Origin of the sequence: Micromonospora sp. RP3T, from assembly GCF_003027925.1 — a bacterium.
Lineage (GTDB): Bacteria > Actinomycetota > Actinomycetes > Mycobacteriales > Micromonosporaceae > Micromonospora.
Genome location: NZ_PYPS01000027.1, coordinates 74,237 through 93,155, shown reverse-complemented (window position 1 = coordinate 93,155; position 18,919 = coordinate 74,237). Strand labels below are relative to the sequence as shown.

Genomic DNA, 18,919 nt, shown 5'->3' with positions numbered 1-18,919 from the left:
CTTCGCCCGGCGGAAGCGCCCGGCGGGGCGAGCGGTCGGCGGGAGGGGACGGTGCGGTGGCGGACTGGCTGGCGGCTCTCGACCGCGGCGCCGAACAGCGGGCCGAGGCGGGCCTGACCCGCACGCTGCGTCCACGCGCGGCCGACGACGACGTCGTCGACCTGGCCGGCAACGACTACCTCGGCCTGGCCACCCACCCGGAGGTCACCGCCGCCGCCGCGACGGCCCTGTCCCGGTACGGGCTGGGCGCCACCGGGTCGCGCCTGGTGCGCGGCTCCACCGACCTGCACCACGCGCTCGAGGACGACCTGGCCGCCTGGCTCGGCGTCGACCGGGCGCTGGTCTTCTCCTCCGGCTACCTGGCCAACCTCGCCGCCGTCCGGGGCCTGAGCCAGCCGCGTACGCTGCTCGTCTCCGACGCGCACAACCACGCCTCGCTGATCGACGGCTGCCGGATCTCCCGCGCCGAGACGCTGGTGACGCCGCACCGGGACGTGGCCGCGGTGGCCGACGCGCTGGCCGCCGCGCCGGGCCGGCCGGCCGTGGTGGTGACCGAGTCGGTCTTCTCGGTCGACGGGGACGTGGCGCCGCTCGCGGAGCTGCACGCGGTGGCCCGCCGGCACGGCGCGTTGCTGCTCGTCGACGACGCGCACGCGCTCGGCGTCACCGGCCCGGCCGGCGCCGGCGGGGTGGCCGCGGCCGGGCTGGCCGGCGCGCCCGACGTGGTGGTCACCGCGACCCTGTCCAAGGCGCTCGGTGGGGCCGGCGGCGTGGTCGCCGGGCCGGCGGAGTTCGTCCGCCACCTGGTGGAGACCGGCCGCACGTTCATCTTCGACACCGCGCCACCACCGGCGGTGGTGGCCGGGGTGCGGGCCGCGGTGCGGCTGGCCCGGGACGGCGACGCGCTCCGCGCCGAGCTGGCCGACCGGGTCGCGCTGGCGGTGCGCCGGCTGGGCGCGGCGGGGCTGCCGGTGTCCGCCCCCGACGCGGCGGTGGTCTCGGTGACCGCGCCCGGCCCGGAGGCGGCGACCGCGTGGGCAGCGGCCTGCCGCGACCGGGGCGTGGCGGTCGGCTGCTTCCGTCCGCCGTCCACGCCGGACAGCCGCCCCCGGCTGCGCCTGACCATCGGCGCCGGGGTGGACCGGGCGGACTTCGAACGGGCCCTGGACGTGATCGTGGCGTGCGCCCCGCAGTCGCGAACGGAGGACTCATGAGCGACGGCTGGACCGGCGCGGTACTGGTGACCGGCACCGACACCGGGATCGGCAAGACCGTGGTGACCGCGGCCGTCACCGCCGCCGCTCAGGCGGCCGGGCTGCGGGTGGCGGTGGTCAAGCCCGGCCAGACCGGCACCGCCACCGGCGAGCCCGGTGACGTCGACTCGGTGACCCGGCTGGCCGCCCCGCTCACCGGCCGGACGCTGGCCAGTTACCCGGACCCGCTCGCCCCGCTGGCCGCGGCCCGGGTCGCCGAGCTGCCGCCGCTGGAGCTGTACAACGCGGTCGACGCGGTCCGCGAGGAGGTCGACAAGCACGACCTGGTGCTGATCGAGGGGGCCGGCGGGCTGCTCGTACCGATGGGGGTGCGGCCGTCCGGCGAGCCCTGGACGGTGGCCGACCTGGCGGTGTCGCTGGGCGCCCCGGCGCTGGTGGTGGCGCGGGCCGGGCTCGGCACGCTCAACCACACCGCATTGACGCTGGAGGCGTTGGAGCGGCGGGCCGTGCCGGCCGGCGTCGTGATCGGCGCCTGGCCGACCGAGCCGGAGCTGGTGCACTGGCTGAACCTGTCCGAGCTGGTGCCGAACCTGCTCGGCGCGGTGCCCGCCGGCGCCGGCGGGATGGACCCGGGCGTGTTCCGCCGCTCGGCGCCGGGTTGGCTCACCCCCGCGCTCTACGGCGTCCTCGACGACTGGCGCGCCTGGGCCGAGGAGAGCGGCTGAGCGGTAAGGCGGGGCCCCTTCTTAACGCATTCGGTATAGGCGGGGGCCCCTTTTAACGCCACCCCCGGCTCACCTGACCTTCGTCGGTGTCCGGCCCCGGCCGGCGTGGGTAGCGTGACCGCCGTGGAACTGCGCCCGCTGTCCCCGACGGCCCGTCGCCGGGCCGGTGACCTGTTGCTCTGGGCCGTGCTCGCGACACCGGTGACGTACGCCCGGCTCACCCCGCCGTGGCGGTCGCACGAGGTGGCCCTGCTGGTCGGCGTGTTGGCGCTGCTCGGCGTGGCTGTGGCGGTGAGCCGCCGGTGGCCGCTCGTGGCGGTGTCGGCGGTGGTGGCCGGCTCGCTCGTCGACGGCAACGTGGTGTTCGCCATCCCGGTCCTCGGCTACCTGGCCGGGCTGCGCAGCGCCCGCGCCGCCCCGGCGGCGGCGGTGTTCGCCGCCATCGCGGTGACCGGCACCGTGCTCAACCTCGGCCTGCTCGGCACCGAGCCGGCCGCCTGGTTCCAGCTCGCCTCGGTGCTGCTCTTCGCCGGCGTGTTCCCCTGGCTGCTGGGCCGGCTGCGGCGCCAGCACCGGGCGCTTGCCACGGCCGGGCGACGGCACGCCGCGCAGGAGCGGCGGAGCGAGGCGGAACGGGTGCGCCTGCGCGAGCGGGCCCGCATCGCCCAGGACATGCACGACTCGCTCGGCCACGACCTGAGCCTCATCGCGTTGCGGGCGGGCGCGCTGGAGCTGGCGACCGGACTGTCGCCGGCGCACCGTGCGGCGGCGGGGGAGCTGCGGGCCAGCGTCGCCGCCGCCACCGAGCGGCTGCACGAGATCATCGGGGTGCTGCGCGAGGAGCGCCCCCGGCGCCTGCCCGGCGAGTCGGTCGCCGACCTGGTCGACGGTGCCCGCGACGCCGGCATGACCGTGCACCTGCCCGGCGAGGCGGCCGCCGACGTGGGCCTGCCGCCGCTGGTCGCGCATGCCGTGCACCGGGTGGTCCGGGAGGCGCTGACCAACGCCGCCCGGTACGCGCCGGACGCTCCGGTCACGGTCACCGTGGCGCGTGCCGCCGACGCGGTCACGGTCGCGGTGGTCAACCCGCAGGCGCCGGCCGGTCCGCTGCCCGGGTCGGCGTCGCACGGCTCCGGCCTGCTGGCGCTGCGCGAGCGGGTACGCCTCGCCGGCGGCGCCCTGGACGCCGGCCGGTGCGACGGCGGTTGGGCGGTCACCGCCCGCCTTCCGTTGTCCAGGGGCGGGTTGTCCGCCCCGACCGACGGCCGTCGGCCGGACGTGCGACCCGGCGGCGCCCCGGTGCCCGTCGCCAGCCTCGGCCCCCCGCGCGTCGGTTGGCGGCCCGGCGGCGGTGACTCGCACGACGGCGGCGATCCGTACGGCGGCGATCCGTACGGCGGCGATCCGTACGGCGGCGATCCGTACGGCAGCGATCTGCACGACGGCGATCTGCACGACGGCGGGCCGCACGACGGTGACCCGCACGACGGCGGGCGGCCCCGCGTGGAGGCTCGGCGGCTGCGCGAGGCCCGCCGGCGGGTCCGCCGCAGCCTGCTCGTCGCGTTCGGTGCGCCGGCCGGGCTGGCGCTGGTGCTCGCGCTGGTCTACTACCCGCTCGCCACCGCCGGGGCGGTGCTCGACCGGCCCGGCTTCGACCGGCTGAGGCTGGGTGAGCAGCGGGACGCGCTCGGGCTGCCCCGGCGGCAGGCCGAGTCACCCGCCACCGGTGCGGCCCCCGGCTGCGAGTTCTACACCGACGGCAACTTCCCGTTCGCGGAGCCGACCTGGCGGCTCTGCTTCAGCGACGGGAAGCTGATCAGCAAGGAGCGGATCGCGTCATGACCGACGACCACGGGCGGCCGCTGCGGGTGGTGCTCGCCGACGACGAGGCGATGGTGCGCGCCGGGGTGCGGGCGATCCTCGCCGCCGACCCGGGCGTCGAGGTGGTCGGCGAGGCGGGCGACGGCCACGCGGCGGTGGAGCTGGTGCGTGCGCACCGGCCCCGGGTGGCGCTGCTCGACATCCGGATGCCCCGCTGCGACGGGCTCGACGCGGTGGCGCAGATCCGCCGCCTGGTGCCGGAGACCGCGCCGGTCATGCTCACCACGTTCGGCGACGACGACCTGATCGCCCGCGCGCTCGGCCTCGGCGCCGCCGGCTTCCTGCTGAAGTCCGGCGACCCGAGGGAACTGCTGGCCGGGGTGCGCGCGGTGGCCGACGGCGGGGCGTACCTGTCGCCCCGGGTGGCCCGCCGGGTGATCGAGCTGAGTGGGGGACGGCTCGCCCGTGGCCCGTCCGCGCGGGATCGGCTGGCCGGGCTGACCGACCGGGAGCGGGAGGTGCTCGCGCTGGTCGGGGCGGGGCTGTCCAACGCCGAGATCGCCCGCCGGCTGCACCTGGTCGAGGGCACCGTGAAGAGCTACCTGACCAGCGTCTTCACCCGACTGGACGTGCGTAACCGGGTGCAGGCGGCGATCCTCGCGTACGAGGCGGGGCTGGTCCCGCCCACCGGCTGACCAGCCCCGCCCGTGCCGGCGCGGTCAGGCGTCGCGCCGGGCCAGCGCCCACCGGCCGCCCGCCAGCGCGGCGGCGGCCCAGCCGGCGAGCAGCAGCAGCCCGACGGCCGCCGGGTACGGCTCGGTGTCGCCGGCCAGGAAGTGGCCGCCGGCGACGCCGGGGAACGCGTCGGCGATCCGGGTGAGCACCGTGAGGTCCGGCTCCTGCAACGACAGCGGCACGATGTACAGCAGCGCCAGGAGCACGGTCAGCGTCAGCACCGGGCCGCGCAGCGCCGCGGCGAGCCCGAGCGCCAGCACGCTCACCAGCGCCAGGTATCCGGCGCAGGCGACGATGTCGGCCACCGTGCCGCCCAGCGGCGCCCGTCCCCACTCGCCCAGCACCGGCCGGGCCACCGCCGCGCCGACGCCGCCGAGCAGCAGCCCGACGCCGAACGTCACCGCGCCGACCACGAGCGCCTTGGCCGCCAGCACCCGCCCCCGGGACGGGGTGCAGCGCAGCGTGGTGCGGATGGTGCCGGTGGCGAACTCGCTGGTGATCGCGAACAGGCCGAGCGCCAGCACGACGAAGTGGGTCAGCTCCAGCGAGCCGGCCACCACGTCCCCGACCGGCAGCACGCCCGGGTCCACGGTCGGGTCGTCGTCGGTGTTCGCGTTCACCGCGTAGATGGCGAGCTGGGCGGCGGTGGCCGCCATGGTGACGAGCGCCGCGACCAGCGTCCACCAGGTGGAGCGGACCGACCAGAGCTTGGTCCACTCGGCGGCCACCGCGCCGACGAGCGGATGGCCGGCCGGGGCGGGCCGGGACGTCGGCCGGGTCGGGTCGAGGGTGGGCAGCGCGGTCATCGGGTTTCGCCTCCGGTCGGGCCGGCGACGTACTCGACGCTGGCGGCGGTGAGTTCCAGGAACGCCTCTTCCAGTGAGGGCGCGACGGCGGTCAGCTCGTGCAGCCGCACCCCCAGCTCGTACGCCAGGTCACCGACCCGGTCGGCGGTGCTGCCGGCGACGGAGAGGCCGCCGTGCCCGGCGGTGACGGTCGCGCCCTCGGCGGCCAGCCGGTCGCCGAGCGCGGCGAGTGCGGCCGGTTCCGGCCCACGTACCCGGATCGAGGCGGCGGGCCGGGTGGCGATCAGCTCGGCCAGCGGCGCGTCGGCGACCAGCCGGCCGCGGCCGAGCACCACCACCCGGTCGGCGGTCTGCTGCATCTCGCTCATCAGATGGCTGGAGATCAGCACGGTGCGTCCCTCGTCGGCGAGTCGGCGGGTGAACCCGCGGATCCACCGCACGCCGTCCGGGTCGAGGCCGTTGACCGGCTCGTCGAGCAGCAGCACCGGCGGGTCACCGAGCAGCGCGCCGGCGATGCCGAGCCGCTGTCCCATCCCCAGCGACAACGCCCGACCCGGCTTGCCGGCGGCCCGGGTGTCCAGACCGACCAGGTCGAGCACCTCGGCGACCCGCCGGGCCGGTACGCCGTTGCTGCGCGCCATCGCCCGCAGGTGCGCCACGCCGGAGCGGGCCGGGTGCACGCCGGTGGCGTCGAGCAGCGCGCCGACCTCGTACAGCGGGTGCCGCAGGGTGCGGTACGCGCGCCCGTTGACCAGGGCCGCTCCGGAAGTGGGCCGGTCCAGGCCGAGCACCATCCGCATGGTGGTGGACTTGCCGGCGCCGTTCGGGCCGAGGAATCCGGTCACCTGGCCGGGGCGGATCTCGACGGTCAGGTCGTCGACGGCGGTCACCCCGCCGAACCGTTTCGTCAACCCACGAAGTGTGATCATGCGCCGACGCTAGGCGCCGGCAGGCACCTCCCACCGCCGCCGAACGGCACCCACCCACCCCCACTTTGGTAAGGCGGGGCCCCTTCTTAACGCCTCCGGTAGAGGCGGGCCCCGCTTAACAGGGGTGGCTGGCGGCAGGGGCGGCTGGCGGCAGGGGCGGCTGGCGGCAGGGGCGTCAGCGGCGGGCGCCGGGCGGGTTCGGGTCCAGCTCCCACACGGTGGTGTGCTTGACCCGGACGCTCTCCAGCGCCTCGGACACCGGCACGTCGTACCCGGCCAACCGGTGGAAGCGCTCGCGGGGCAGGAACGCCCGGTCCGGGTCGCCCACCAGCACCCGCGCGCCGGACCGGGCGGCCCGGAGCAGGAAGCGCAGCATCCGCCGGGCCATCGCCTCGCTGTAGAACACGTCGCCGGCCAGCACCACCTCGGCGTCCCCGGCGTCGGAGTCGAGCACGTCGCCGAGTTCGGCGTCGACGCGTACCCCGTTGGCCTCGGCGTTGAGCGCGACGGCGGCGACGGCCCGCTCGTCCACCTCGACCGCCCGGACAGCGGCGGCGCCGGCCCGGGCGGCGGCGATGGCGACCAGGCCGGAGCCGGCGGCGAGGTCGAGCACCCGGCGGCCGGCGACCAGCTCCGGATGGTCGGTCACGTACCGGGCGAGCGCCTGCCCGCCGGCCCAGGCGAAGGCCCAGAACGGCGGCGGCTGGCTGCTGCGGAACTCGCCCTCGGTCAGCTCCCAGAGGCCGATCGGCTCGTCGGCCTGGTGCAGTCGCACCTCGGGGACGAAGGCGACCGGGGCGAGACGCGCGTGCAGCCGGACGAAGGCGGCGGACAGCTCGGACACCCGGAGATTGTGTCGCACGGCCGGTCCCGGGCGTGTCGGCGGGCGGTCGTGACCGGTTCACCACTGTCAGTGAAACGACCCCCCGATGTTGACGTTGGGTGCGAACACGCCCGTCTACCGGCCGGCCGGGACCGCTCCTAGCGTTGCGGGTGGACACGACCGACCGAGGTGAGGAGGCCTGGTGAGCGGGTGGCGGCACGCGCTGCGGATCGGGCTGGTGCTGACCTGCCTGGCGGGTTCCGGGTTCGCCGGGGCCGCGCCGGCCGGGGCGGCGGCGGCCTTCTCCACGGAGCTGAGCGGCCTGCCGGACGAGTTCACCGGCGGCAACCGGGTGGAGACGCTCTCGGCGGTGGTGTCCCGGTCCGACCGGGGCGCGCGCTCCGACTGCGTCAAGGTGCGCTGGTCGATGCTGCTGCAGGTGCAGGGCCTGCGGCTGGACCAGGTGAAGGTGGACCGGGTGGAGGAGACCGGCTCGTTTCCGCTGGAGATCCGCACCGAGGGGGACACCGCGCGACTGACCGACCGGGAGCTGGACCCGGGGGTGCTCTGCCCGGGGCGCACGGTGACCGCGCGCTACCGGGTGGCCTTCGCCGAGGACGTGGGGCGCGGCCGGGTCAGCATCGCCGCCGAGGCGTACGACCCGCAGTTGCGGCTGCTGGCCCGGCGGACGGCCTCGCGCCAGGTGGTGGGCGAGGCGGTCGAGCCGACGCCGGAGCCGACGCCGACCAGCGCCGAGCCGACCGACCCGACCAGCGAGGAGCCGCCCACCGAGGAGCCGACGGCGGACGAGCCGACCGACGCGGCGGTGGTCGAGCCGCCGCTGCCGGGCGCGGCCGGGCGGCCGGTCGCCGAGACCGGCGGCTTCGGGGTGGTGCAGGCCGCCTTCGGGCTCGGTGGCCTGCTGCTCTTCCTCGGGGCCGGGCTGTTGCTGCGGATGCGACGCCTGCTGGGCCCCGCCGGCGAGCCGACCGGTGGTCCGGCCGGGGGCCCGGCGCCGTCGTTCGAACGGCGACGGACCCCGCGACGGTGGCGGTGACGCCGGCGCTGACCGGCCTCAGCCGGCGGCTGCGGCCTGCGCGTACGCGGGCGCGGCGCCGGCGGACCGGAGGCGCAGCGACAGCACCGTGCCGAGGCCCGGCACGTCCTGCCGGTCGACGGTGAACTCGGCCGCCAGTGACCGGTGCAGGTACGCCAGCGACTCCGGGTCGACGGCGCACATCTCCGGCGCGCTCTCGTCGGTGGCGACCAGGTGCACCTCGCCGGACAGCAGCAGCGACGCGTTGACGAACTGGCACAGCTCCGGCCAGAGCAGGTAGCGCCAGAAGTCCACGCTGACCACCGCGTCGAGGCTGCCCGGCGGCAGCGGCGGGGCGAGGCCGATCAGGTGGAAGTTGGTCGGCCCGACCGGCGCAGCGTGGTCGAACGTCAACGCCTCCGGGGGCAGCCCGGCGTCGGCGCTGCCGCTGCCCACCCAGAGCACCCGCGGGCCGGGCAGCCGGTCGGCGAGCCTCGTCACGGCGGGGCCGATGGCACACGTCGCGGCCGTGACGGACGCGCGGACCAGGGAGCGGAAGAACAGGATCCGCTTGACCGCCTCCGGGCCCACGATGACGCTGAGGAACTCCCACTCCAGGCAGGGGTAGAGCGCCATGATCGACCGGGTGTTGGCCATCATCTCGGCCCAGTTGCGGCCCATGTTGCGGTGGTGCGGCAGGTGGACGACGCGGGCGTCGTCGTCGTACCCGAACGTCGCCCCGGCCTGGTCGACCCGGTAGAACAGCTCGATGTCCTCCATGCCGTAGCTGAGCGCGAACTCCTCGCGGAAGCCGCCGACCCGGTCGAACAGCTCACGGGGCAGCGAGATGTTGTGCGTGTAGGCGACGGTCCAGCCGACCGCCAGCCAGTCCCGGCGCTCGTCCGGCACGCCGTCGGGGGGAAAGCGCATGTCGCCGGCGTACGGCGAGAGGCGGGGGATCGCCGCCGGTTCGTCGCGCAGCACGGCGGGCAGGTGGGCCAGGCCGATGTCGTCCCGGCGGCCGATCAGCACCGGGGCGGCACCCGGCGTGCGGTGGTGGGTCAGGTGCCGCTCCAGCAGGTCGGGCATCGACCAGGAGTCGGCGTCGAGGAAGACGATCAGGTCCGTGGCGGCGTGTCGTACGCCCTCGTTGCGCACGCCGGAGCGGCCCCGGCGCTCGGCCAGCTCGATCAGTCGCAGGCGCAGGCCGGCGCCGGCGGCCAGCGCCTCCGGGTAGCCGTCGGACGATCCGCCGTCGCGCACCACGACGACCTCGAAGCGGTCCGGTGACAGCGTCTGGCGGGCCAGCGCCCGCAGGGTCAGTTCCAGGCAGTGCGGATCCTGGTAGGTCGGCATCACCACGGTCAGCTCGGGGGAGCCGGGGGTCTGCGACGACATGCGCGTGATCTCCGTTCGTCGTTCCGTGGCGGACGTGCGCCACCGGGGCCACCGGCGCGGCGGGTTCGTTGCGGACCGCCGGCGCGGGCGTGCGGGAGGGGGCCGGCCGGGGGTGGAGGCCGGAGAACGCTGTGATGAGGATGATTCACGATAACCGTGCGCATAGGTGGCAGTCACTGAAGGCAGGGGTTGGTAGGGGTGGCTCGCTTTACAAAAACTTTTCTCTTGTAAAACACGCTGGCGGCTGACACAGTCGGGTCAGGAGCAACCGATCGGAGTCCGACGATGCGTACCGACACCGTTCCGTGGCGGGACCCCCGCAGGCCGCTCTGGCCGCTCGCGCTGCTCGTGCCGGCGCTGCCGTTCCTGGCCTGGTCGCTCTGGCACGCCACCGGGTCCGGCTGGGCCTGGTGGCTCACCCCGGCGGTGGTCTTCGTCGCCATCCCGCTCGTCGACCTGATGATCGGCGACGACCGGGCGAACCCGCCCGAGGCGGCGGTGCCGGCGTTGCAGGCCGACGGCTACTACCGCTGGCTCACCTACCTCTACCTGCCCGCCCAGTACGCGGCCCTGGTGCTGTGCTGCGCGGTGTGGGCCGGCGGCCGGCTCTCCTGGCCGGCCGCCGCCGGCCTGGTCGCCACCGTCGGGGTGGTCGACGGCATCGCCATCAACACCGCCCACGAGCTGGGGCACAAGCGGGAGCGGACGGAACGCCGGCTGTCGAAGATCGCGCTGGCGCCGACCGGGTACGGGCACTTCCACGTCGAGCACAACCGGGGCCACCACACCCGCGTCGCCACGCCCGAGGACCCGGCCAGCTCGCGCCTCGGCGAGTCGTTCTGGGCGTTCTGGCCGCGTACCGTCGCCGGCAGCCTGCGCTCGGCCTGGCGGTTGGAGGCCGGCCGCTTCCGGCTGCGCGGGCGCAGCCCGTGGACCTGGCGCAACGACGTGCTCAACGCCTGGGTCCTGACCGTGCTGCTCTTCGCCGTGCTGGCGACGGTGTTCGGGCCCGGCGTGCTGGTCTTCCTCGTGCTCCAGGCGGTGGTCGGCTTCTCCCTGCTGGAGGCCGTCAACTACCTGGAACACTACGGCCTGGCCCGGCAGCGCACCGCCGCCGGCCGCTACGAGAAGGTCGATCCCCGGCACAGCTGGAACAGCGACCGGGTCGTGACCAACGTGTTCCTGTTCCAGCTCCAGCGGCACAGCGACCACCACGCCAATCCGCTGCGCCGGTACCAGGCGCTGCGCAGCTTCGACGCCTCGCCGCAACTGCCGGCCGGCTACGCCACCATGGTGGTCGCCGCGCTGGTGCCGCCGGTCTGGCGGCGGGTGATGGACCACCGCGTGCTGGCCCACTACCGGGGCGACCTGTCCGCCGCGAACGTCCACCCGCCGGCCCGGGACCGGGTGCGGGCCCGCCTGGCCCGGACCGGTGCCGCGGAGCCGTCCGCCGGCTGAACTCCGGGCCCGGCCGTCCCGCACCCCCTGGTGGACGGCCGGGCCCGGTGCCGGCTCCCGTCCAGCCGGCCGGGCCTGGTGCCGGCTGCCGTCCAGCCGGCCGGGTCTGTTGCCGGGCCGGTGCCGGATCAGTCCAGTTGGCCGGGCTCCAGGCTCAGCTCGCGGGCGGCGACCAGACGGATCCACTCGGCGATCTGCCGGCGGGTGATCACCCGTTCGTGCACCGAGAGCTGCACCGCCAGGCCGTCCATGACGGCGCTGATCCGCCAGGCCGCGCCGGCCGGGTCGGGGCAGGTGAAGGTGCCGTCGGCGACCCCGTCGGCGATCACCGTCGCCAGGTCCTGCCGCCAGCGCAGGTCGAGGCGGCGGGAGAGCTTCTCCAACTCCGGCGTCCGCAGCGACTCGGACCAGCCGTCGATCCAGATCGACCAGGAGGCGGCGCGGCCGGTCGGCGCGTAGAGGCGCAGCATCCGGCGTAGCTTCGCCAGCGGAGGCGCGGCGGAGCGGAGCACCGCGTCCAGGCGGGCCAGATCCTGCTCGACCGCGTACGCGAACGCCTGCGCGAGCAGCCGGTCCTTGGTGGCGAAGTGGTAGAAGACCAGCGCCTGGCTGACCCCGGCGGCCTCCGCCACGTCGGCGGTGCGCGTGTTGGCGAGCCCTCGTTCCGCGATCACCTCGCAGGCCGTGCGCAGCAGCGCGTCCAGGCGGATCTCGGCGGCTCGTCTCGTCACGCCGTTACGGTAGCCCATCCGGATGACCACGAGGAGTTACCGGAGCGGCCGGTCGGCGATGGGACAGTCGGAAGGTAGACACTCTGCCGGTGGCCAGGAACCGCAGGTGGGCGTACCTGTGATCGACCCACCGGCTCCCACCCAGGCTCCTAGGATGCCTGCCGGAGATCGCGCAGCACTCATCCCGGACGCGCCGGGAACGGGGATCCGATTTGGCAACGTTCCCTCGCTCGGCTAAAGTTCTCATCCGTCACCGGGAAACGCCGGGGGCGTGCGGACGTAGCGCAGCTGGTAGCGCATCACCTTGCCAAGGTGAGGGTCGCGGGTTCGAATCCCGTCGTCCGCTCGGAGAATGCCGCCACGCAGTTCGGGGGCAACCTCGGTGGAGTGGCCGAGAGGCGAGGCAACGGCCTGCAAAGCCGTGTACACGGGTTCAAATCCCGTCTCCACCTCGGCAGTTGACGAGGGCGATTGGCGCAGTGGGAGCGCGCTTCCTTGACACGGAAGAGGTCACTGGTTCAAACCCAGTATCGCCCACCATCGGAAAGGCCGTGTCGATCACTCGACACGGCCTTTCTCGTCGGGTGCGGGGCACCGGGAACGCCCCGCGTGGCCGAGACTGGCCCGGTGAACGAACAGCAGACCCGAGCCCAGCAATTCCGCAGCCTGCACGTGCCCGGTGAGCCGTTGGTGCTGGTCAACGCCTGGGACGCGGCGAGCGCCCGGATCGTGGCCGCGGCCGGCGCCCGCGCGGTCGCCACCACCAGCGCCGGTGTGGCGTGGAGCCGGGGCGCGCCGGACGGCGACGCGCTCACCCGCGAGACCGCCGTCGACGTGATCCACCGGGTCGCCGCCGCGGTGCCCCTGCCGGTCACCGCCGACATCGAATCCGGGTACGGCGACACTCCCGACGAGGTGGCCGCAACGGTGGCCGCGGTGCTCGCGGCCGGCGCGGTGGGCGTGAACATCGAGGACGCCCGGTACGACGCCGGCCCGCCCCTGCGCCCGGTCGACGAGCAGTGCGCCCGCCTGGTCGCGGTCCGCGCCGCCGCGGACCGCGCCGACATCCCGCTCTACGTCAACGCGCGCGTCGACACGTTCCTGCGCGGCGTCGGCGGTGTGCCGGAGACGGTGGCGCGGGCCGAGGCGTACCTGGCTGCCGGCGCGGACGGCGTCTTCGTGCCGGGGACGGTCGATCCGGAGACCATCGCGGCGCTGGTAGCGGCGCTCCCCGCCCCGCTGAACGTGCTGGTCAGGCCGGGTGCCCCGGCGGTTGCCGAGCTGGCCCGGCTCGGGGTGGCCCGGATCAGCCTCGGGTCGACCGTCTTCGGGGCGGCGTACGCGGTGGTCCGGCGGGCGGCGACCGAGGCGCTCGACGCCGGGACGTACGACTCGTTGGCCGGCGGGCTCGACCACGGCACGCTCAACGCGCTGATGCGGGACTGACCCGGGGACGCGGACGGGGGCGCCCAGCGGCACCCCCGTCCCGGCCGGGGACCGATCAGCTCCGTCGGCCCCCGGGTGTGTGCGGTCGGATCACATCGGCGGGGCGACGTCCCGGCGCTCCTCGACCCGGCGGTACTCCACCGGCTGGTCGACCGTGGTGACCACCTGACGGCGACGGCCCCAGACCAGCGTGGTCATGATCAGACCGAGCACGCCGGCTGCCATCAGGATCCAGCCGACGACGTCGAGATCGACACCGCCGACGTTGGCGTTCAGCGCGAACGTGAGGATCGCGCCGACCGCGATCAGGAAGATGCTCGTACCGATACCCACGACAGCCTCCTTCAGGGGGATGATTGTGCTGTCGCCCGGCTCTGTACCCCGGCGACGAGCAGCGCAACCCCGGGGGCCGGGGGGTCGCCGCGGGGCGATCTTGGCATCGGGTAGAGTTTCCCTCGTCGCCGACGCGAGCCGGCGACGGTGCGGACGTAGCGCAGCTGGTAGCGCATCACCTTGCCAAGGTGAGGGTCGCGGGTTCGAATCCCGTCGTCCGCTCGCGAACTGCCCCGGGCGATTGGCGCAGTGGGAGCGCGCTTCCTTGACACGGAAGAGGTCACTGGTTCAAACCCAGTATCGCCCACCGAAGAATCACCCCTCTGCCGCCGGTTGACCGGCGGGCATCTCCCACTGGCGGCCGGCACCGGCCACATCGGTCACCCGTTCGCCCCGAGGGCCGGGTGAAGATCAACCGTGCGGGTTATGGGCCGCCGGCTCGACGCGTGTCAGGGTGAGGCCCGATACGCAGGGAGGCGGTCACATGCGGACGATCGGGCAGGGACGATGGCGGCGTACGGTCGCCCGGGCGGGCGTGGCGGTGGTCGTCGCGGCGGCCGGGGTGACGGTGGGCGGCGCGCCCGCGCAGGCCACCGCCACCCGGACCGTGGCGTTCTGGAGCATGGACGAGCCGGCGGCGTCGACCGTGCTGACGGACAGCAGCGGCAGCGGCCGGCACGGCGCGGTCGGCGACGAGGTGGTCACCGGCGCGATCTACGCCGGGGCGACCGGCCACCGGTTCGCCACCCATCTGCCCACCGACCAGGAGTACGTGCCCGGCCACGTGGACCTGGTGCCGCACAGCACCGACCTCAACCCGGACGCCGGGGACTTCTCGGTGTCCATCCGCTACCGCACGACGTACTCGTTCGGCAACATTCTCCAGAAGGGACAGGGGAACACCGCCGGCGGCTACTGGAAGTTCGAGGCGCCGGGCGGCAAGCCGAAGTGCCTGTTCCGCGGCGGCGACGGCGCCTCGCGCACCGGGTACACCGACGTGCCGATCGCCGACGGCCAGTGGCACACCGTCACCTGCAACCGCACCGCCGCGTACGTGGAGATGTACGTCGACGGCGTCCGTACCAGCCGGCTGTCCGGGCCGACAGGCACCATCGCGAACTCGTGGCAGCTCTCCGTCGGCGGCAAGAGCCAGTGCGACGGTACGAAGGTGACCTGCGACTACTTCGCCGGTGACATCGACTACGTGAAGATCCTGAAGGGTTCCGGCGGGCCGGCCAACCAGGCCCCGGTGGCCGCCGTGACGCCGTCCTGCGCCGGGCTGGTGTGCACGTTCTCCGGCGCCGGTTCCACCGACGCGGACGGCGCGATCCAGGACCACCGCTGGACCTTCGGCGACGGGTCCGACGCCGACACCGTCTCCGTGCCGACCACGTCGCACGCGTACGCCGCGGCCGGCACCTACCCGGTCACGCTGACGGTCACCGACGACCGGGGCGCCACCGGCACCACGACCGTCGACGTCACCGTCGCGCCGGTGCCGGAACGGATCTCGTTCGTCGGCCAGGCCACCGCGAACGCCAACTGGACCAGCCACACGGTGACCGTCCCGTCCGGCGTGCAGCCCGGTGACACGCTGCTGCTCCTGCTCGGCCAGAACACCCACACCGGCACCGGCGAGCCGACCGGGGTGACCGGCTGGACGCGCCTCGACCGGTTCGACGGCGGCTACGCCACCACCACCGCCTGGTGGAAGACCGCGACCGCCGGGGACGCGGGCACGGCGGTGCGGGTGGCGCTGGACAGCCAGGCGAAGGGCAACCTGGTGGTGGCCGCGTACCGGGGGGTCGCGCCGGGCGCGCCGGTCTTCGCCCGGGCCACCGACCCGGCCAGCACCGCCACGCGGATCACCCCGTTCGCGCCGGTGACCGCCGCGCAGAGCTGGGCCGTGTCGTACTGGCTGCACGGCGACGCCACCTCCACCACACTCACCCCGCCGGCCGGTGTCGCGGTCCGCAGCAACAGCTCGCAGACCGGAGGGGGCCGGGTGACCGGCCTGCTGGCGGACTCGGCGAGCAGCGTCCCGGTGGGCAGCTACGGCGGGCTGACCGCGACGGGAGCGGCGGCGAGCACGACCACCACCACCTGGACGTTCGTCCTCCCGCCGGCCTGACCCCGTTTTTCCGGTACGCACGCGAAGGCCGGCACCCCGGGCAGGGGTGCCGGCCTTCGTGCTGTCTCAGCTGTTCCAGTGCTTGGCGACGAGGTCGGTGGCCTGCTTCTCCCACTGGGCGTACGCGTCCGGGTAGGCCGACACCTGCACGGTCTGGGCCGCCTTGGTCAGCGGCATGTCCTGCCAGCCGTCGACCTGCTTCAGACCCTTCAGGAACGCAAGCGTCGAGTACTCCGGGTCGGTGATCTGCTCCGGCGTGCCCCAACCCGAGGAGGGGCGCTGCTGGAACAGGCCCAGCGAGTCGTGGTCATTCTTGTCGCCGAGGTGGCCCAGGTTCTCCAGCTTCGACTCCTGCAACGCGGTCGCGATCGAGACCACCGCCGCCCGCTCCGGCAGCCCGGCCTTCTTCGTCGCCGCGATGATCGCCTTGACGTTGGCCGTCTGCTCGTCGTTCAGGTTGATCGTCGACTGCTCACCCTGCACGGCGACGACCGGCTTCGCCACATGGGCGGAGGCGTCGGCGTGCGCGGCGATCGGACCGGCGAACACACCACCGGTGAACGCCAGACCAGCAATACCCAGCACACTCTTACGCAGCATCGTGTTCATCAGAAAGGCTCCATTCGGGGGTCAACGCACCGGGGGGTGCGGGCACCGTCAGGCGCACAAAGAAGTTCTCGGAGGGTTCCGGCTGCTCGCGGGGCGGGGCCTCGACGCGGCGCCGGAAGACTGTGCAACGACCGGGACCCCACCGTCATTCCCAGGGGGCGGGCGGGCGCTTGCCTTCCTCGGCCGTGCACCGGGGTACAACGCCGCGACCCCCCGGCCCATTCCACCGCCAGCGTGCCGCCCACCACCCCAAAACCGGACACAACACCCCACGCGGGAACGCCCCGAGCATCCCGTCCGGCGATCTTGCGGTTGCGGACCGGTCATTGCGTGCGAAACCGACGTTCCGAGGGAAGGCCAGGGCCGGGCGGGGGCGACGGGGCGGAGCGATCAGCCGGGGAGTGGGCGGGGGAGGGGCAGTTCTGCCGTTGGCAGATCCGCTCACCGTGAACAGGTCCTCCCGGTACGGGGTTCCGGGGGCAGGGTGGGGCGATGCGACTGTTGATGCTGGGTGGCACGGGTTTCGTCGGTGGGGCGGTGGTGGCCGAGGCGGTCCGCCGTGGCTGGGCGGTGACCGTCTTCAACCGGGGCGTGCACGGCGAGGTGCCGGCCGGCGTACACCGGTTGCGGGGTGACCGCGACGAGCCCGGAGGCCTGGCGGCGCTCGCCGACGGCGAGTGGGACCTGGTGGTGGACACCTGGGACGGCGCGCCCCGGGCCGTGCGGGACGCGGCACGGGCCCTGACCGGTGCGGTGCCGCACTACGTCTACGTCTCCAGCGGTTCGGTGTACGCGCCGACGGCCGGGCCGGGCACGGGGGAGGAGGCGCCGACCGTCGCGGCCGAGCCGGACGCGGACGACAGCGACTACGCGAGCAACAAGGCCGGCGGGGAGCGGGCCGCCGTGCAGGTGTTCGGCGAGCGGGCGTTGCTGGTGCGGGCCGGCCTGATCCTCGGGCCGGGGGAGGACATCGGGCGGCTGCCGTGGTGGTTGCACCGGGTCGCCCGGGGCGGGGACGTGCTGGCCCCCGGGCCGCCGGATCTCCCGGTGCAGTACGTGGACGTCCGCGACCTGGCGGGCTGGCTGCTGGACCGGGGCGCCGAGGGCGTCGGCGGGGCGTACAACGTGGTGAGTCGGAGCGGGCACACGACGATGGGTGAGCTGCTCGACGCGGTGGTGGCGGCGACCGGGTCGGACGCGACGCTGCGGTGGACGCCGCCGGCGCCGATCCTCGCCGCCGGGGTGGAGCCGTGGAACGACCTGCCGATCTGGATCCCGCGCGGGCACGAGTACCGCTGGTTGCAGGAGCGCGACGTCGAGCGCGCGTACGCGGCGGGTCTGGTCTGCCGGCCGGTCGCCGAGACGGTCGCGGACACCTGGCGGTGGCTGCGGAAGGTGGGTCGGGTGCCGGCGCGGGCCGGTCGGCCGGCGCGCGCCCCGGTGGGCCTGGCTCCGGAGCGGGAGGCGGCGCTGCTGGCCACCCTGCCGGCCTGACCCGCGACGCGGGTCGCCCTCCGGTCGCGGAGCGCAGGCGGCCGACCCGCCGGCGCCGGCCCGACAGACAACGGGGGCGGGCCGCTGGCGGCGCGGGCGACAACGAGGGGCAGGCCGGACGGGGGCGGTGCGGCGGGGCCGGGTCCCGGCGGCCCCGCCGCTTCCCCGCGCGCCGCCGTCGCACCCGGCGGCGCGCCCGGTCCGGCACTCAGGGGTGGGTGCCGACCTGGCTGGCCTCGGTCTCCCAGATGCCGTACTGCCGCTCGGCCGGGGGCAGCCCGTAGAAGCAGACGCTGTCGACCTGCCCGGCCGTCTCGTTCGCCACCGACGAGCCGAAGCTGACGTAGCGGTAGCCGCGGTCGGACTTCGCGCCGTCGATCCCGGCCTCGGTGATCTTCATGCTGAGGCCCGGGTTCCAGCCCCGCACGTAGTCGATCATCTTGTACGGGTTGCGCTCGCCGCCGCCGTCCGCGCCGCGCGTCAGGTAGCTGGAGCTGTAGCAGTGCACGGTGGCGACGTCCGGCCGGTACGGGCCGGTGAGCATCGCGCCCAGCCCGTCGCCGGTGTCCCGGACGAACGCGTCGAACCACTGCCCGGAGTTGCCGAACGTGAACCCGGAGCCGTCGCCGTTCCAGCGGCCGGCCGGCATGTTGATCGCCCAGAGCAGGTTGCCCCGGTCCTGGGCCGGCTTGTTGTCGCGGATGGTGGCCAGCCGGTTCCACCGGGCCAGCCACGGGTTGTTCGGCTGGTGCCAGTCGGGTTCGTTGCCGATCTCCCAGACGAACAGCGTGTTCGGGTGCGCGTCGACGTACGGCAGCAGTTGGTCGAGTTGCCGGCGGGCCAGGGCCGGGTCCGGGTCCTCCGAGGACTGGATGATCATCTCGGTGAGTCCGGTGCCGCGCAGCTCGTCGAGCTGCCCGTCGCTGAACTGCCGCCGGTTCGGGTCGCCCCAGAACATCGAGATGCGGGCGGTCTGCGGACGCATCCGGCGCAGCAGGTCCACCTTGCGGGCGAAGTCGATGTTGTTGGTGGCGCTGCCGGGCGAGACCACCGCGCCCCACTTCATGTAGTACGCGGCGGACGCCGGCGCGGGAACGCCGAGCACGCCGCCCGCGCCCAGCACGGCGGCGGACGCGCCGACCCCGCCGAGGAACCGGCGTCGGGACAGGCCGGGTCCGCCGGTCGTCGGCGGGACGGTGGTGCGGTCGGTCATCGGGAGCCTCCCCTGGT

At 74.8% G+C, this 18,919-nt stretch carries 17 protein-coding genes and 5 tRNA genes; 14 read left to right on the top strand and 8 right to left on the bottom strand.

Annotated features, from left to right (window positions below):
• Positions 1-56 precede the first annotated feature (56 nt).
• The 4 genes from C8054_RS21530 (at position 57) to C8054_RS21515 (ending at position 4,455) form a co-directional block, all read left to right on the top strand.
• On the top strand, positions 57-1,214 hold the full coding sequence (locus C8054_RS21530; protein ID WP_107159445.1) for an 8-amino-7-oxononanoate synthase: 1,158 nt from the start codon (positions 57-59) through the stop codon (positions 1,212-1,214).
• Positions 1,211-1,939, top strand: coding sequence for a dethiobiotin synthase (gene bioD / locus C8054_RS21525; protein WP_107159443.1), 729 nt, complete (start codon positions 1,211-1,213; stop codon positions 1,937-1,939). Before C8054_RS21530 ends, bioD begins: the two co-directional genes overlap by 4 nt.
• 114 nt (positions 1,940-2,053) lie before the next feature.
• Positions 2,054-3,781 (top strand): sensor histidine kinase, encoded by a 1,728-nt coding sequence (locus C8054_RS21520; protein WP_233219824.1) that lies wholly within the window; start codon positions 2,054-2,056, stop codon positions 3,779-3,781.
• Positions 3,778-4,455, top strand: a complete 678-nt coding sequence (locus C8054_RS21515; RefSeq protein ID WP_107159440.1) for a response regulator transcription factor — start codon at positions 3,778-3,780, stop codon at positions 4,453-4,455. The genes C8054_RS21520 and C8054_RS21515 overlap by 4 nt, the downstream gene beginning before the upstream one ends.
• 24 nt (positions 4,456-4,479) lie before the next feature.
• On the opposite strand, the gene C8054_RS21510 is transcribed toward C8054_RS21515, so the two are convergent.
• The 3 genes from C8054_RS21510 to C8054_RS21500 all read right to left on the bottom strand — a co-directional run bounded on the left by C8054_RS21510 (position 4,480) and on the right by C8054_RS21500 (position 7,074).
• Complete coding sequence (locus tag C8054_RS21510; protein WP_107159438.1) at positions 4,480-5,301, bottom strand: ABC transporter permease; 822 nt, start codon at positions 5,299-5,301, stop codon at positions 4,480-4,482.
• Positions 5,298-6,230: an ABC transporter ATP-binding protein gene (locus C8054_RS21505; RefSeq protein ID WP_107159436.1), complete on the bottom strand. Its 933-nt coding sequence runs from the start codon at positions 6,228-6,230 to the stop codon at positions 5,298-5,300. Before C8054_RS21505 ends, C8054_RS21510 begins: the two co-directional genes overlap by 4 nt.
• 175 nt (positions 6,231-6,405) lie before the next feature.
• Entirely contained in the window at positions 6,406-7,074 is a 669-nt protein-coding gene (locus C8054_RS21500) for a methyltransferase (protein WP_107159434.1), read from the bottom strand.
• 181 nt (positions 7,075-7,255) lie between these two features.
• Between C8054_RS21500 and C8054_RS21495 the strand changes: the two genes are divergently transcribed.
• On the top strand, positions 7,256-8,110 hold the full coding sequence (locus C8054_RS21495; protein WP_233219815.1) for a hypothetical protein: 855 nt from the start codon (positions 7,256-7,258) through the stop codon (positions 8,108-8,110).
• Positions 8,111-8,128: 18 nt separating this feature from the next.
• Here C8054_RS21495 and C8054_RS21490 read toward each other — a convergent pair whose 3' ends face one another.
• Positions 8,129-9,487, bottom strand: a complete 1,359-nt coding sequence (locus tag C8054_RS21490) for a glycosyltransferase family 2 protein (RefSeq protein ID WP_107159432.1) — start codon at positions 9,485-9,487, stop codon at positions 8,129-8,131.
• Between the two features lie 285 nt (positions 9,488-9,772).
• Between C8054_RS21490 and C8054_RS21485 the strand changes: the two genes are divergently transcribed.
• Complete coding sequence (locus C8054_RS21485) at positions 9,773-10,945, top strand: alkane 1-monooxygenase (RefSeq protein WP_107159429.1); 1,173 nt, start codon at positions 9,773-9,775, stop codon at positions 10,943-10,945.
• A gap of 128 nt (positions 10,946-11,073) precedes the next feature.
• Here C8054_RS21485 and C8054_RS21480 read toward each other — a convergent pair whose 3' ends face one another.
• Positions 11,074-11,676: a TetR/AcrR family transcriptional regulator gene (locus C8054_RS21480; RefSeq protein WP_199199863.1), complete on the bottom strand. Its 603-nt coding sequence runs from the start codon at positions 11,674-11,676 to the stop codon at positions 11,074-11,076.
• Positions 11,677-11,949: 273 nt separating this feature from the next.
• Between C8054_RS21480 and C8054_RS21475 the strand changes: the two genes are divergently transcribed.
• The 4 genes from C8054_RS21475 to C8054_RS21460 all read left to right on the top strand — a co-directional run bounded on the left by C8054_RS21475 (position 11,950) and on the right by C8054_RS21460 (position 13,122).
• Positions 11,950-12,022, top strand: a tRNA-Gly gene (locus tag C8054_RS21475).
• Positions 12,023-12,057: 35 nt separating this feature from the next.
• Positions 12,058-12,128 (top strand) — tRNA-Cys (locus C8054_RS21470).
• Positions 12,129-12,141: 13 nt separating this feature from the next.
• Positions 12,142-12,216, top strand: a tRNA-Val gene (locus C8054_RS21465).
• Between the two features lie 87 nt (positions 12,217-12,303).
• Complete coding sequence (locus C8054_RS21460; protein ID WP_107159427.1) at positions 12,304-13,122, top strand: isocitrate lyase/phosphoenolpyruvate mutase family protein; 819 nt, start codon at positions 12,304-12,306, stop codon at positions 13,120-13,122.
• Between the two features lie 90 nt (positions 13,123-13,212).
• Here C8054_RS21460 and C8054_RS21455 read toward each other — a convergent pair whose 3' ends face one another.
• Complete coding sequence (locus C8054_RS21455) at positions 13,213-13,455, bottom strand: DUF6458 family protein (protein WP_107159425.1); 243 nt, start codon at positions 13,453-13,455, stop codon at positions 13,213-13,215.
• Between the two features lie 149 nt (positions 13,456-13,604).
• On the opposite strand from C8054_RS21455, the gene C8054_RS21450 reads away from it, so the two are divergent.
• The 3 genes from C8054_RS21450 to C8054_RS21440 all read left to right on the top strand — a co-directional run bounded on the left by C8054_RS21450 (position 13,605) and on the right by C8054_RS21440 (position 15,586).
• Positions 13,605-13,677, top strand: a tRNA-Gly gene (locus C8054_RS21450).
• 13 nt (positions 13,678-13,690) lie between these two features.
• Positions 13,691-13,762, top strand: a tRNA-Val gene (locus C8054_RS21445).
• A gap of 177 nt (positions 13,763-13,939) precedes the next feature.
• A complete protein-coding gene (locus C8054_RS21440; protein WP_107159423.1) occupies positions 13,940-15,586 on the top strand; it encodes a PKD domain-containing protein in 1,647 nt (548 codons plus the stop codon).
• 66 nt (positions 15,587-15,652) lie between these two features.
• On the opposite strand, the gene C8054_RS21435 is transcribed toward C8054_RS21440, so the two are convergent.
• Positions 15,653-16,195 (bottom strand): hypothetical protein, encoded by a 543-nt coding sequence (locus C8054_RS21435; protein ID WP_107159421.1) that lies wholly within the window; start codon positions 16,193-16,195, stop codon positions 15,653-15,655.
• Positions 16,196-16,687: 492 nt separating this feature from the next.
• On the opposite strand from C8054_RS21435, the gene C8054_RS21430 reads away from it, so the two are divergent.
• Positions 16,688-17,689: an NAD-dependent epimerase/dehydratase family protein gene (locus C8054_RS21430; RefSeq protein ID WP_107159419.1), complete on the top strand. Its 1,002-nt coding sequence runs from the start codon at positions 16,688-16,690 to the stop codon at positions 17,687-17,689.
• 208 nt (positions 17,690-17,897) lie between these two features.
• Here C8054_RS21430 and C8054_RS32345 read toward each other — a convergent pair whose 3' ends face one another.
• Positions 17,898-18,902, bottom strand: a complete 1,005-nt coding sequence (locus C8054_RS32345) for a twin-arginine translocation signal domain-containing protein (RefSeq protein WP_107159417.1) — start codon at positions 18,900-18,902, stop codon at positions 17,898-17,900.
• Positions 18,903-18,919 lie beyond the last annotated feature (17 nt).

Coding starts and splice junctions, on each gene's coding strand:
- bioD (WP_107159443.1), top strand. CDS start 1,211: ATGAGCGACGGCTGGACCGGCGCGGTACTGGTGACCGGCACCGACACC.
- C8054_RS21515 (WP_107159440.1), top strand. CDS start 3,778: ATGACCGACGACCACGGGCGGCCGCTGCGGGTGGTGCTCGCCGACGAC.
- C8054_RS21510 (WP_107159438.1), bottom strand. CDS start 5,301: ATGACCGCGCTGCCCACCCTCGACCCGACCCGGCCGACGTCCCGGCCC.
- C8054_RS21505 (WP_107159436.1), bottom strand. CDS start 6,230: ATGATCACACTTCGTGGGTTGACGAAACGGTTCGGCGGGGTGACCGCC.
- C8054_RS21490 (WP_107159432.1), bottom strand. CDS start 9,487: ATGTCGTCGCAGACCCCCGGCTCCCCCGAGCTGACCGTGGTGATGCCG.
- C8054_RS21485 (WP_107159429.1), top strand. CDS start 9,773: ATGCGTACCGACACCGTTCCGTGGCGGGACCCCCGCAGGCCGCTCTGG.
- C8054_RS21440 (WP_107159423.1), top strand. CDS start 13,940: ATGCGGACGATCGGGCAGGGACGATGGCGGCGTACGGTCGCCCGGGCG.
- C8054_RS21435 (WP_107159421.1), bottom strand. CDS start 16,195: ATGAACACGATGCTGCGTAAGAGTGTGCTGGGTATTGCTGGTCTGGCG.
- C8054_RS21430 (WP_107159419.1), top strand. CDS start 16,688: ATGCGACTGTTGATGCTGGGTGGCACGGGTTTCGTCGGTGGGGCGGTG.
- C8054_RS32345 (WP_107159417.1), bottom strand. CDS start 18,902: ATGACCGACCGCACCACCGTCCCGCCGACGACCGGCGGACCCGGCCTG.